The organism is Archangium gephyra (genome assembly GCF_042230915.1).
Classification (GTDB): Bacteria; Myxococcota; Myxococcia; order Myxococcales; family Myxococcaceae; genus Archangium; species Archangium gephyra_B.
In genome coordinates this window covers 6,301,243-6,313,611 of sequence record NZ_CP102578.1, presented here as the reverse complement: position 1 = coordinate 6,313,611, position 12,369 = coordinate 6,301,243, and the positions used below count along the sequence as shown (strand labels likewise).

At 69.8% G+C, this 12,369-nt stretch carries 12 protein-coding genes and 1 pseudogene; 9 read left to right on the top strand and 4 right to left on the bottom strand.

Going from position 1 to position 12,369, the window contains the following annotated elements; genetic code table 11:
- Positions 1-31 precede the first annotated feature (31 nt).
- The 3 genes and pseudogenes from NR798_RS24840 to NR798_RS24830 all read left to right on the top strand — a co-directional run.
- Positions 32-295, top strand: a pseudogene (locus NR798_RS24840) (thermonuclease family protein); the annotation flags it as partial.
- Between the two features lie 21 nt (positions 296-316).
- Positions 317-718: an ArsR/SmtB family transcription factor gene (locus NR798_RS24835; RefSeq protein ID WP_375764966.1), complete on the top strand. Its 402-nt coding sequence runs from the start codon at positions 317-319 to the stop codon at positions 716-718.
- Entirely contained in the window at positions 690-1,643 is a 954-nt protein-coding gene (locus NR798_RS24830) for an SRPBCC domain-containing protein (protein WP_375764965.1), read from the top strand. The genes NR798_RS24835 and NR798_RS24830 overlap by 29 nt, the downstream gene beginning before the upstream one ends.
- Before the next feature lie 280 nt (positions 1,644-1,923).
- Here NR798_RS24830 and NR798_RS24825 read toward each other — a convergent pair whose 3' ends face one another.
- Positions 1,924-2,748 (bottom strand): HNH endonuclease, encoded by an 825-nt coding sequence (locus NR798_RS24825; protein ID WP_375764964.1) that lies wholly within the window; start codon positions 2,746-2,748, stop codon positions 1,924-1,926.
- Positions 2,749-3,127: 379 nt separating this feature from the next.
- On the opposite strand from NR798_RS24825, the gene NR798_RS24820 reads away from it, so the two are divergent.
- Positions 3,128-4,000, top strand: a complete 873-nt coding sequence (locus NR798_RS24820; protein WP_375764963.1) for a serine hydrolase — start codon at positions 3,128-3,130, stop codon at positions 3,998-4,000.
- A 2-nt stretch (positions 4,001-4,002) separates the two neighbouring features.
- Here NR798_RS24820 and NR798_RS24815 read toward each other — a convergent pair whose 3' ends face one another.
- Positions 4,003-4,590 carry a TIGR02265 family protein gene (locus NR798_RS24815; RefSeq protein ID WP_375764962.1) on the bottom strand — a complete coding sequence of 196 codons (588 nt, stop codon included), beginning with the start codon at positions 4,588-4,590 and terminating at the stop codon, positions 4,003-4,005.
- 14 nt (positions 4,591-4,604) lie between these two features.
- Complete coding sequence (locus NR798_RS24810) at positions 4,605-6,056, bottom strand: SPFH domain-containing protein (RefSeq protein WP_375764961.1); 1,452 nt, start codon at positions 6,054-6,056, stop codon at positions 4,605-4,607.
- Positions 6,057-6,215: 159 nt separating this feature from the next.
- Here NR798_RS24810 and NR798_RS24805 point away from each other — a divergent pair, with 159 nt between their 5' ends.
- From NR798_RS24805 to NR798_RS24785, 5 genes are all read left to right on the top strand, one after another.
- A complete protein-coding gene (locus NR798_RS24805; RefSeq protein WP_375764960.1) occupies positions 6,216-6,923 on the top strand; it encodes a response regulator transcription factor in 708 nt (235 codons plus the stop codon).
- Positions 6,892-8,547, top strand: a complete 1,656-nt coding sequence (locus tag NR798_RS24800; RefSeq protein ID WP_375764959.1) for a sensor histidine kinase — start codon at positions 6,892-6,894, stop codon at positions 8,545-8,547. The genes NR798_RS24805 and NR798_RS24800 overlap by 32 nt, the downstream gene beginning before the upstream one ends.
- Before the next feature lie 116 nt (positions 8,548-8,663).
- Entirely contained in the window at positions 8,664-9,224 is a 561-nt protein-coding gene (locus NR798_RS24795; RefSeq protein WP_375764958.1) for a DUF2378 family protein, read from the top strand.
- An 84-nt stretch (positions 9,225-9,308) separates the two neighbouring features.
- On the top strand, positions 9,309-10,382 hold the full coding sequence (locus NR798_RS24790) for a hypothetical protein (protein ID WP_375764957.1): 1,074 nt from the start codon (positions 9,309-9,311) through the stop codon (positions 10,380-10,382).
- On the top strand, positions 10,382-11,293 hold the full coding sequence (locus tag NR798_RS24785) for a fumarylacetoacetate hydrolase family protein (RefSeq protein ID WP_375764956.1): 912 nt from the start codon (positions 10,382-10,384) through the stop codon (positions 11,291-11,293). Before NR798_RS24790 ends, NR798_RS24785 begins: the two co-directional genes overlap by 1 nt.
- Here the strand turns inward: NR798_RS24785 and NR798_RS24780 are convergent, their stop codons facing one another.
- A complete protein-coding gene (locus NR798_RS24780) occupies positions 11,294-12,346 on the bottom strand; it encodes an alpha/beta hydrolase (protein WP_375764955.1) in 1,053 nt (350 codons plus the stop codon).
- Between the last annotated feature and the right edge of the window lie 23 nt (positions 12,347-12,369).

The window sequence follows — 12,369 nt, the reverse complement described above, 5'->3', positions numbered from 1 at the left end:
CTCAGGCCTATCGGAGACGACGAACGGCAAGCACGAGTGCTTCGGTGCCGAGGCGCGCGACTTCAACCGCTCGCTCGTCGAGGGGCGCAACGTGCGGCTGGAATACGGCGAGGCGTGTACCGATCGGTACGGGCGGCTCTTGGCGTACGTGACGGTGGACGGGCGCGAGGTGAACTCCCTGCTCGCGGAAGGCGGGGACGCGTGCGCCCTGTACGTGGCGCCAGCGGGCGGTTCGAGACGCTCGGAATTCGAGTTGACGGGAAAGGGGCTCGTGTGTATTAAACCAATGAGTTAATTAACCAGTCGGTTCAATACGATGACCTCCGAGCAACTCAACGCGACCTTCGCGGCCCTGGCGGACCCCACGCGGCGGGCGATCCTCGCGCGGCTGGCGTCGGGCGAGGCGTCGGTGCAGGAGCTCGCTCAGCCGTTCGACATGAGCCTGCCCGCCATCTCCAAGCACCTGAAGGTGCTCGAGCGCGCGGGGCTCATCGCGCGCGGCCGGGATGCACAGTGGCGGCCCTGCCGGCTCCAGGCCGCGCCGCTCAAGGAGGCCTCCGATTGGATCGAGCAGTACCGTCGCTTCTGGGAAGAGAGCTTCGACCGCCTGGACGACTACCTGCTCGAGCTGCAGGGGAAGACGAAACCCGAGAAGCAGCCGCCGCATTCAACGACGAAGGAGAAGCGCCATGGCCGCAACGACAAGAACCGGACGTGATACGCAGAACCCCGTGGCCGTGGCCGCCGCCGCGGCTTCCACCTCCACCTCCGACCGCGAGCTGGTCATCGAGCGCGTCTTCGATGCGCCCCGCGAGCTGGTCTGGAAGGCGTGGACCGAGCCCAGGCACGTGGACAAGTGGTGGGGTCCCAACGGCTTCCGCAACGAGACCGCCTCGATGGACTTCCGGGTCGGCGGCACGTGGCGGTACGTGATGCACGGGCCGGACGGCCACGACTGGCCGAACTGGATTCGCTACGAGGAAATCTCCCAGCCCGAGCGCCTCGTCTACAGCCATGGCGGCGAGAGCGACGTGCCGCACTTCCACGTGACCGTGACCTTCGCGGCCGAGGGCAAGCGCACCCGGGTCGTGATGCGCTCGGTGTTCCCGTCGGCGGAGGCGCTGGCGGAGGTGAGGAAGTTCGGCGCCGTCGAGGGCGGCCAGCAGACGCTGGCGCGGCTCGCGGGGTACCTGCCGTACGTCGTGGATGGCTCGGCGGACCGGTCCATGGTCGTCACCCGCGTGTTCGATGCCCCGGTGAAGCTGGTGTTCGAGGCTTGGTGCACGCCGAAGATGCTCTCCCGGTGGTGGGGCCCCAAGCACTTCACCCTGCCCGTGTGCGAGGTGGATTTCCGCGTCGGTGGCGCGTACCGGATGGTGATGCAGGACCCGGGCGGCGGGCAGTACCCCTTCCACGGCAAGTACCTGGAGATCGTCCCGAACGAGCGCATCGTCTTCAACGCGGTCATCGCCGACATGCCCGGCAACGACGTGGTCACCACCGTCACCTTTGATGACGAGAACGGCAAGACGCGCGTGACCGTGCGGCAGGACATCCCGGCGATGGCCCAGGCCGCGAAGGGGCAGCGGGAAGGGTGGAGCGGAAGCCTCGAGAAGCTCGCGGCGGCCCTCGCCGCGGCCTGAGCGGGCCCGCCACGCGGGGTTCCCCTGGGATGGCTGCTCGGCATCCTGGGGGAGGGGAGGCTCACGGACAGCCTCGGGCGGCTGGTGGATTTCCGGATGGCGGTGGTCTGCATGACGAGCAACCTGGGCGTCGAGCACCCGTAGGAGGGCAGAAGGACATGTTCTACGGGCACTCGCTTGACCTGCCTCACCGACGTGGAGCTTGCGCGCCTGTACACCGCGCACCAGCGAGACTGACGCAGCTATCGTCGCAGCGCGCAGCCCGGCAAATTCCGCCGATTCACCCTCTGGTACAAGGGACGTTCGACTCCGTGCCCAGCCGGGGCATCATCTTCGCCCGCAGTTCCTCGATGGTGAGCGTGAGCCCTCGCCTTCGGTGAACCATGCGGTGGCAGTTCGCGCAGAGGGGCACGAGATCCTTCGTAGGGTCCGTGGCGCGCTCTCCATCAGCGATGGGCTGGAGGTGGTGGACCTCGATGAAGTCCGCTCCCCATTCGCCATAGGTATCACCGAAGGAGAACTCGCAGGCCACACATCGCGCCCCGTGCACCCTGATGGCAGCGGCTCGGAGCGAAGGGTCCCGCTCCGCTACGTTCGACAGGCGGACACGCACCCTGCCCTCGGTACGCGAGAGGATCGTCACAGGCTCGTGCCAATCAGGGGCGCCCGGCTCAATTGCGTCCGCTCTGCCCCTCGATAGGAACTCTTCGATCTTCTCGGGAGCCACGTTGAGCCCCGAGAAGAACAGCCGGATCTGCCGAGTTCTGTTGCTGATTTGCTCGCGGCAAATGCGCGTCTTCACCTCGTGGGCATCGGCAGTTCGCAGATCCACCGGAGGCACATCGAGCACCCGCTGCTCACGCAGGGTTTCTAGGAGCACCTGATCAAGACGAGCACCGCCCGCACCTAAGCGTGCAATGATGATCTCTAGCGCAACGAGGTAGTCCCGATTGCGCTCGTTAGATCCACCAATGGTGCCCCCCCGGCTGTAGAACAGGATCGTTGTTTTCCCGTCGCGCAGTTGGAAGCTGAAAGTGGCTTGGAGCGGCGTGCCGTCGTCTTCCAGGACTTGGGCACGGGAAGCGGGCGTGAAGCTTTGGCTCATGCGCGCAGATTACCCGAACACTCCTCGCAGCAGCGGCCCCCAGCGGGGAAGAGGGGCCAGCGGCAGCGTCATCAGCGCTGGGCAGGGGCGGGAGGCGCCACACCACGCCAGCCGCGCTGGCTCCTGCGCCGGGGCTTGATGAGCAGGCCGCGTGGGCAGTCCCAGGTGCTCCACAATCGCGCGCAATCCTCCGGGCGCCGTCAGGTATGCCAGCACCCGGCGCCAGCCTCCACAGCGAGGGCAGGCGAACACGTCCAGCGCACGAGTAGCGCGGCGTCCACTCGTTGCGCGGTCACGAGGCGCGGCCTTCCCACTCCGGGGCCGCGCCGCTTCGTCTTTCGGCTAGGCTCTCCGTTCGACCTTCATCCCCCCTGCACCCATGCTCACCACCGCGCTCCTCGTCCTCCTCGCCGCGACGCCGTCCGGCACCGACACCCTTCGCGCCTCCCTCCAGGAGCGCATCGCCCAGGTGAAGGGCGCCTCCGTGGCGGTCGCGTACCAGCACCTCGGTAACTCCAAGGACTCGCTCTACCTGGAGGCCGATCGCTCCTTCCATGCGGCCAGCACCATGAAGGTGCCGGTGATGATCGAGTTCTTCCGCCAGGTGGATGCCGGCAAGCTGTCCGTGGGCCAGGAGCTGACCCTGGCCAACCAGTTCGCCTCCATCGTGGATGGCTCTCCGTACGCACTGGACGCGAAGGACGACGAGGACGCCTCCCTCTACGAGCGGCTCGGCAAGCCGGTGCCGGCACGTGAGCTCGTGGAGCGGATGATCACCCGCTCGAGCAACCTGGCCACCAACACCGTCATCGCCCTGGTGGACGCGAAGCGCGTCACGAAGACCCTGCGCTCGCTGGGGGCGCGGCAGATGACCGTGCTGCGCGGCGTGGAGGATGGCAAGGCGTACCAGAAGGGTCTCAACAACACCGCGACGGCGCGGGACCTCGCCACCCTGATGACCGCCATCGAGAAGGGGAAGGCGGCGTCACCTGCCTCCACGCAGGCCATGCGCTCCATCCTCCTGGCCCAGGAGCTGAACCTGGAGATCCCCGCGGGACTGCCGCCGGGCACGCCCGTGGCGCACAAGACGGGGCAGATCTCCGGCGTCCTCCACGACGCCGCCATCGTCTACCCGTCTGGCCGTCCTCCCTACGTCCTCGTGGTGCTCACCAGCGGCATCCCGGACGAGAAGGTGGCCCGCTCGCTCATCGCGGACCTCTCCCGGCAGGTCTACGCGCACGCGACGCGGTGACGCTACTCCCAGGACACCGCGAACTCGACGTCGAGGGGGCCAATCTGCCGTGAGGCCACCTTCGCGCTCCGGACATGCGTGGCGTCGAAGATCGCCTGCAGCGCGCCCTCGATGAAGGGGGCGGGGGCGGAGATCCGCTCGATGGTGAGGCGCCCGCCCGTGGGGCTCGACCATTTCATCGAGCACTCTCCGCCTTTCATCACCATCCTGTGGACCACGGGGATGTTGTTGAGCAGCCGTTGGGGATTGCCCTCGACCACCAGCTGCAGGGCCTTACCGGCGGCGGAGTCGAGGAACTTCATGATCGTCCGCGCTCCCATCACCCGCAGGGCTCCCTCGAAGCCGCCGTACCGGGTGCCGAGGAGATTCGCCGCCGTATAGAGCAGCCGGACATACGTGCTGGTGGGGTAGCTGAAGAAGTCGAGGTACCGCGTCTCGCCCGTGCTCTCCAGGCAGTGCTTCACGGCGCTCTCGTCCTCCAGCAGCCGAAGCACATCCAGCACGGAGTTGAAGAAGAGGCCGCGCATGCTGTGCTGAATCGGCATGGCGGCCAGCCGCTGTTGCATCTCCTCCTCGGAGCCGACGTGCATAGGCCCCTAGTTTTTCACGGCTCGGGGGGACGGCCAACGGATCCACTTTGGGAGTGGTCTGCCTTCGACGCGGGGTGCTGGTGAGTGGCCGGCTCGCCCTCGGGCCGCATCGCGCCCACCAGCGCCATCATCTGCGCCACCAGCGTGGTCAGCGCCTGGCCCTCCTGGGCGCCCGCGCCTCCGCCGATGGTGACGGAGCGCAGCTCCTGGGGCCGAGGCATCTTCTCGGCGATGGACGGCAGCAGCTCCACCATCCGCGCCTGGAGGTTGGCCTCGCTGAGCCCGTTGAGGATGCGCTGGCGGTTCTCCAGCAGCTCCAGCTCCACGCGCTCCTGCCGGTTGGCCCCGGCCCGCTGCAGGTCGAGCAGCTCGATGGCCGCCACGGCCTCGCGCTTGCGCTGGGCGGCCTCGGCCTCCTGCTTCTGCTTCGCCAGCTCGGCCTCCACCGCCAGCCGCGCCTTCTCCAGCTCGGCCGTCTGGAGCGCGGACTGCTGCCGCTCGACGGCCAGCTTCCGGGTGTCCTCCTCCTCGCGCTGCTGGCGCCGCAGCCGCTCGGCCTGATCCCGGTCGTACGCCTCCGCCTCCTTGCGCGCGCGCAGCATGGCCAGCTCGCCGTCGGTCTCCAGCCGCGTCCGCTCGCGCTGCTGCTCCACCTCCAGCTCGCGGTGGGTGATGGCGTCCTCCGTCTCCAGCGTGGCCAGCCGCGCCACGCGCTCGCGCTCGGCCCGGAAGGGCTTCTGGAGGCTCTCCCAGAGCCTCGCCGAGCTCACCACCGCCTCCTTGATCTGCACCGTGACGATGCGCAGCCCGAGGCCCTTGTCGCCGCCGCCTCCGCCCTCGGCCACATGGCGCAGCCGTGCCGTGAGCTCCTCGATGATGGGCTGCTTGTCCGAGAGCACCGCGTCGATGCTCATGGTGGCCACCTTGTCCTTGATGGCGGCCTCGGCCTGCTCGCGCAGCTGCACGTTCACCACCCGCATCGGGTCCTCGGCGTCCGTGAAGTCGAGCTTCTTGTACGCGGTGGCGAAGTCCTCGATGATCCACTGCACGTAGCCCTGCACCAGCAGCCCCTGCAACTCGCGGCAGATGCAGTGCGCGTTGATGAGGATGGTCTGCATGGCCCCCGGCACGACCAGGAACGAGTCGATCGCCGGGTCGAAGCGGAAGGAGACACCCAGGCCGATGTGCAGGGGTTGGGCGTGGCCGCGGCGGGTGTGCACGACGTAGGCGTTGGGGGGCACCACGACCGTCTTCCACCGCCAGAAGCCGGTGATGCGCACGTCCACGGCGTTGCCCGGAATCTCGCGAGGGGGCGCGGCGAAGGCCCGGGCGGCTCTCGGTGCCATCTGGGCCTGCTGGACCGGCATCACGGCCTTGCGTGCCTTCAGGTCCACCTCGAGGCGCTGTTGCTGCTCGCGGACCTGATCCAGGTACTCGTTCCTCACCGGCTCGTGGTTCATCGACATCGAGGCCCCCTTGCTCCGGAGGGGCGCCGGTCATCGGCACGCCGTACCCGGAAGCTTCGGGCGCATCTAATCAGACTGTTGCCGGGAGCGGAGGGGGGCCAGGGGGGCAAGGCGGGGTAGGGCGATTCCGTCCATGCGCGTGATAGGTTCCGGGACGCCGTGACCGAACGTTCTTCCATCCTGGTGGTCGATGATGATCCGCACCTGCGCGAGGTGGTGGGCTTCGCCCTCTCGCAGGCGGGCTTCCACGTCGAGCAGGCCTCCAACGGACGCGCTGGCCTGGAGCAGGTGCGCCGCTCCGTCCCCGCGCTGATCGTCCTGGACATCATGATGCCCGAGATGGACGGGCTCGAGATGTGCCGCGAGGTGCGCCGCGCCCACGAGGTCCCCATCGTGTTCCTCTCCTCGCGGGATGACGAGGTGGATCGGATCCTCGGGCTGGAACTGGGCGGCGACGACTACATCGCCAAGCCCTTCAGCCCGCGCGAACTGGTAGCGCGCATCAAGGCCGTGCTGCGCAGGGCCCGTGCCACCGCGAGCCCCCCGGCTCCCACTGCCGCTCCCTCGCCCGCCCAGGTGCTGCAGCGCGGACCCCTGCGCATGGACCTGGACCTGTGGCGCGCGTACTGGAACGGCCAGGAGGTGGTGCTGACCGTCACCGAGTTCCACCTGCTCGCCGCGCTCCTGCGCGCGCCCGGCAAGGCCTTCACCCGCGACGAGTTGATGACGCGCGTCTACGAGGACGTGGTGGTGAGTGACCGCACCATCGACAGCCACGTGCGGCACATCCGGCAGAAGTTCGCCTCGGCCGGGGGCGAAGTCATCCAGACGGTGCATGGCCTTGGCTACCGGCTCGCCATCCCCTGACCGCCAGCGCGCCCGCCCGCGCTTGTGGATGGTCTTCGCCGCGGTGGGGCTGGGCGCCTTGATCATCGCGCTGCTCGGCCTGGCGTTCGTCCGCGTCTACGACAACCAGCTCATCCGCCAGACGGAGACCGAGCTCATCGCCCAGGGCGCCGTCGTCACCGCGCTCTACGGCGAGCTGCTGCGCGAGCAGGTCGGCACGGAGGACTACGGCCTGACCCGGCTCTCGTCCTGGCCCTTCGCCTCGCCCGCGGACTCGAACCTGCAACCCATCCTCCCTTCGCTCCGGGCCTCGGACGAGGCACTGCCCGCGGTGGAGGAGCCCCCCGTCTCCGCCATTCCCGCCGAGCCGCGCGCGCGGGAGGCCGGCAAGCAGCTCTCCCCGCTGCTCGCCCAGGTGCGGCGCTCCACGCTGGCTGGCATCCGCGTGGTGGACGCCCAGGGGGTGGTGGTGGCCAGCAGCTCCATGGGCCTCGGCACCACGCTGCTGGCCCGCCAGGAGGTCCAGCGCGCCCTGCGCGGCGAGCCCAGCAGCGTGCTGCGCCGGCGCCTCGCGGATCCCGAGGACGCACCGCTCGCCTCTCTCAGCCGCGACACCGGGGTGCGGGTGACGGTGGTGCTGCCGGTGCTCGTGGGGGAGCGGGTGTGGGGCGCGGTGCTGCTCTCCCGGACGCCCATGACGTTCGCCAAGGCGCTCTACGCGGACCGGTGGAACCTCACGGCCACCGGGCTGGTGCTGCTGGGCGTGGTGGCGATGATGTCGCTGGCCGCGGCGGCGCTGGTGGTCCGTCCGGTGCGGGCCCTGGTGCGGCAGACGCGGGCCATCGCGGCCAGCGCGCCCGAGGGCTTCGAGCCGGTGGCGCGCCCGGTGGTGGAGGAGCTCGCCGAGCTCTCCGAGTCCCTGGCCGGCATGGCCACGGCGCTGAGGGATCGCAACCAGTACATCCGCTCCTTCGCGGCCAACGTGTCGCACGAGTTCAAGACACCGCTGGCCTCCATCCAGGGCGCGGTGGAGCTGCTGCGCGACAGCGCCGACGGCATGTCCCCCGCGCAGCGCGAGCGCTTCCTCGCCAACATCGACGCGGATGCCCGGCGGCTCACCCGGCTGGTGCAGCGGCTGCTGGAGCTGGCCCGCGCGGACTCGCTGGTGGCGCGTCCCTCGCGGACGGAGGTGGCACCGCTGCTGGAGGGCCTGGCGGAGCGGGGACGGGCCCAGGGGCTGGCCGTGGAGGTGGGGGCCGTGCCCGCGGGGCTCGTCCTGGGCCTGCCCGCCGAGGTGCTGGAGGACATCGTCTGGCAGCTCATCACCAACGCCTCCCAGCACGGGGGCGAGGGCGTGCACGTGCGGCTGGAGGCGGACGTGGCGGGTGAGGGGCGGGGACGGGTGGTGGTGCGCGACGATGGGAAGGGCATCTCCGAGTCCAACCGGGCCCGCGTCTTCGACGCCTTCTTCACCACGGCGCGCGAGCGGGGAGGCACGGGGCTCGGCCTGACGATCGCCCAGTCGATGCTCCGGGCCTTCGGCGCCAGTCTGGAGCTGTTGCCGCCGGAGCAACAAGGAGGGGGAGCGGCCTTCGCGGTGGTGGCGGCGGCTCCCCGCTTGTCGCCGGGCCCTGCCTCGGGCTAGACCCACCCCGCTCGAGGTGGTCCCATGGTAGGCTTCGATCATGACGCCATAAGTGGGGTCCCTGCGTGCCAAGGGGGCCTGACCCGCGGGTCTGGGCACAGCAAGGAAGCAACACCATGTTGAAGAACGAGAGACTCGTTTTCGATCAGACCGTCGAGGGGCTTTTCGTCCGGGGAATCGGCCCGAGGATCACGCCCACCCTCAGGCAGCAGCTGAAGCAGGCGGGGCTGGACCTGGACAAGCGGCTGATGCCGGCCTACCCGGTCGAGGTCTGGGAGCGCTGCGTGGGCCTGGCGGCCAGGTCGTTGCACCCCGACAAGTCGGAGGCCGAGGGCTTCCGGCTGCTCGGCGAGCGGCACATCGAGGGGTACAGCGAGACGATGCTGGGCCGCGCCATCTTCGGCGTGCTGCGGCTGATGAATCCGAAGCGGAGGCTGTCGCGCGTTCGGCAGAACTTCCGCGCGGGCAACAACTACCAGGAGGCCCTCATCACGGATCTGGGGCCCACCGAGGTGGACCTGTGGTTGAACGAGCGCGGCCTGCTGCGCCACTTCAAGCATGGAATCGTCCAGGGCTCGGCGCGCGGCGCGGGTGATCTGAACATGCGGGCGGTGCTGCGCCACTTTGACGATGAGGGCGTAACCTTCCGCATCACCTGGACGGAATCGAAGCCCTGAGGCCTGTGACGCGTGCGGTTCTTGCCGGGCCATGTTGGCTCTGCGAGGCTTCACGTAACGGGGCACGTATAGGGGGGTGACGGTATGCCGACGAGCGAGCAAGCCAACCTGCCGCGCTGGAAGAAGCAGGCGGGGTTCTTCGAGATCTGGTTCCTGTGTGTGCTCGACCCGGGCGGCGAGCGCGCCTGGTGGTTGCGCTACACGCTCTTCACCCCGGCTCCAGGTGCGCCGGGCGAGCCTCGGGCCACGGTGTGGGCCGCGGCCTTCGATTGCGCGTCGCCCAACGCGCCCGCGGTGGCGGTGAAGGCCATCCATCCCATCTCCGCCTTCGACCCGGGGACGCCGGGCCGCTTCGGCATCCGCATCGGGGATGCGGAGCTGGCGCCGGGCAAAGTCCATGGCAGTGTCGCCTCGGGCGGGCACTCCATCGCGTGGGACCTGCGCTACACCCCCGAGTCCGGTGAGGCCGTCCGGCGCACGCCGCGGGGCGTGGGGATGCTGCCGCTGGTCACGCACGTCAACCACGCGCACGACGACATCACCTTCAGCGGCACCGTCACCGTGGACGGCAAGCCGTTCGAGGTGCGCGGGGCTCCGGGGATGCAGAAGCACCTGTGGGGCCACCGGCGCATCGAGGACCTGACGTGGCTGTACGTCCCGATCTTCCGCGAGGATCCGGAGGCCCGGCTGGAGGCCCTCACCGTTCGCCAACGGCGCAATCGGGGTCCGCGCCTCACGCCCATCTACCTGCGCACTTCGCAGGCGAAGCACACCTTCCATGAGGTGCCCGGCCTGCTCTTCACCAAGATGGAGACGCCGCGTCACGGCGAGCTGCTCTTCCAGGCGGCCTCGGCCACCGTGTCCGTGAAGGGGCGCGCCTGGTGCGACCCGCGCACGTTGGTGGGCTACGCATACCGGGATCCCCAGGGCTGGGACGTGCACGTGGCCCAGAGCGACGTGGCCAACTGCGAGCTGGAGTTCTTCACCCGCTCCCACCCCTACGCGGCCTGGAAGCCGGACGGGAGGAAGCTCACCTCCGCCGTGGGCGCCCTGGAGTTCCATGGGCACGAGCGGATCCCCGGCGTGCGCTACGTCGGGTGGGACGACACCGTGCTGCCGGACCAGGAGCCACCCCTCAAGGTGGCGGAGGGCACCTGATGCTGACGCTGGCGCCGCGCGCTGTCCCGGCCTCGATGACCGCGCTGGAGCCGGGCCGTACGCCTGGACGCACGCAGCCGCTGGCGTTGTCCCCCAAGCGGGTGCATGCGCTCGGCCTCACCTACGCGGCCCACATCAACGAGACGGGCAGCGACGCGGGCGGCCCGGCCGTCTTCGCCAAGGACGCCGCTTCGCTGCTGGAGCGTGGAGACTCGGTGGCGAGCCCCTCGCGCGACGCGATGCTGGCGGCGGTGGCGAAGCTGGACGCGGCGCTCTCCTCGCGGGTGGCCTCGCGCTTCCCGGAGCTGCCGCCGCTGCTGGACTACGAGGTGGAGCTGGGCCTGGTGCTGCTGGAGGACGTGCGCGCGGACGTGCTGGAGCGCCCGGACTTCGCGCCGCCGGTGGGCTACTTCCTCGCCAATGACGTGACGGCGCGCACGGTGCAGGTGCTGGGCGAGGGCCGGCCGGACCGGATGGCCTTCTGGGGCGCCGCCAAGAGCCTGCCGGGCTTCTTCGTGGCCGGACCCGTGCTGTGGGTGCCGGACGCGCCCCAGGCGAATGCGTGCCTGGACGTGACGCTCACCCTCACGGTGAATGGCGAGGTCCGCCAGCGCGGCCAGACGATGGAGCTCATCGCCTCGCCGCGCGAGCTGCTGCGGCTGGCCGCGCGTGCGGTGCCCTCGGGAGTGCTGGAGAAGGGGGATGCCGTCCTCACGGGCACGCCCTCGGGGGTGGCCTTCACGGTGCCCGCGTGGAAGCGCAAGCTGGCGGCGCTGCTGCCGGGCCCCACCGCGAGGCTGTCCGCCGCGCTGCGCACCCACGCCCCCAACCCGCGCATGCTGAAGGTGGGTGACGTGGTGGAGATGGACGGCGGCGTGCTGGGCCGCCGCCGCATCACCATCACCGGCTGATCAGCCCTGGGCGTCCAGCGCCTGGAGGATGACCGGGTAGGTGTCGCGCGAGGCGGTGCTGCCCATGAACGTGTCCAGGTGCCCGTACCCCTCGAGCACCTGGCGCTGGTAGAGCGCGGCCCCGTTGGCCTCCCGCAGCCACTCGTACGTCTGCTCCGAGGAGGTGGGCAGGTACGTCTGGTTGTGGCTGCCCACCACGAAGGTGATGGGAAGCTTGAGGTGCTTCGGATTCAAGTAGTCGGGCGGCTTCGCGCTGCCGTAGCGCCGGAGGTTCTCCTCCTTGCCGTAGTCGTAGCGCACCGCGTGCCCGGCCCGCGCCATCTGCGCCAGGTGGCGGAACGTCTGCATGTTGCAGCGGCCGAACTGCTCGTGCAGCCGCTCGTGCGTCTGGGTGTTGATGCGCGCGTGCCGGTACAGGCGCCCGTACAGGAAGGACAGCCGGTGGCACAGCGTGCTGCCGCACTCCCGGTACACCAGGTCCACCATCTTGCCGAAGGCCGCCTGGAGCCTCGGGTTCTGGGTGCCCTCGATGGGGGACATGTAGTCCACCGCCACGTCCAGCACGTCCGGCAGCCGCAGCCGGGACTTGAGGAGCGTGGAGCGCGGCACGCGGTGGTGCAGCGCCACCTGCGAGGCCACCACGCCGCGCACGTCCGGCAGGTAGCCCGCCGCCAGCGCCATGAAGAACATCACCGAGCCGGCGCAGTGCACCACCGCCTGCACGCTGTCCGCCTTCGTCACCTCGCGCACCTTGCGCACGGCGGCGGGCATGTCGTGCTCGGCCGCCTCGTCCAGGGAGAACTGGCGCAGGGGCAGCTGGGTGCTGGCACGCCAGTCCACCAGCCACGTGTCGTAGCCGTGGCGCACCAGGAACTGCACGAAGTTCTCCGAGATGGTGGGCAGCTTGAACATGCCGCTCCACACCCCGGCGCCGTGCACCAGCAGCACCGGGCCCTTCGTGCCGCCCCGGTAGCGGGTGAGACGCAGCGGGACGCCGTCTCCCGCCTTCACCTCGTGCCGCTCGGCGGCCGGTAGCGTGTCCATGATCCTCATGGCCCTCTCCTCGTTCACGGGGA

Coding starts and splice junctions, on each gene's coding strand:
- NR798_RS24785 (WP_375764956.1), top strand. CDS start 10,382: ATGCTGACGCTGGCGCCGCGCGCTGTCCCGGCCTCGATGACCGCGCTG.
- NR798_RS24835 (WP_375764966.1), top strand. CDS start 317: ATGACCTCCGAGCAACTCAACGCGACCTTCGCGGCCCTGGCGGACCCC.
- NR798_RS24780 (WP_375764955.1), bottom strand. CDS start 12,346: ATGAGGATCATGGACACGCTACCGGCCGCCGAGCGGCACGAGGTGAAG.
- NR798_RS24795 (WP_375764958.1), top strand. CDS start 8,664: ATGTTGAAGAACGAGAGACTCGTTTTCGATCAGACCGTCGAGGGGCTT.
- NR798_RS24815 (WP_375764962.1), bottom strand. CDS start 4,590: ATGCACGTCGGCTCCGAGGAGGAGATGCAACAGCGGCTGGCCGCCATG.
- NR798_RS24825 (WP_375764964.1), bottom strand. CDS start 2,748: ATGAGCCAAAGCTTCACGCCCGCTTCCCGTGCCCAAGTCCTGGAAGAC.
- NR798_RS24810 (WP_375764961.1), bottom strand. CDS start 6,056: ATGTCGATGAACCACGAGCCGGTGAGGAACGAGTACCTGGATCAGGTC.
- NR798_RS24820 (WP_375764963.1), top strand. CDS start 3,128: ATGCTCACCACCGCGCTCCTCGTCCTCCTCGCCGCGACGCCGTCCGGC.
- NR798_RS24800 (WP_375764959.1), top strand. CDS start 6,892: ATGGCCTTGGCTACCGGCTCGCCATCCCCTGACCGCCAGCGCGCCCGC.
- NR798_RS24790 (WP_375764957.1), top strand. CDS start 9,309: ATGCCGACGAGCGAGCAAGCCAACCTGCCGCGCTGGAAGAAGCAGGCG.
- NR798_RS24830 (WP_375764965.1), top strand. CDS start 690: ATGGCCGCAACGACAAGAACCGGACGTGATACGCAGAACCCCGTGGCC.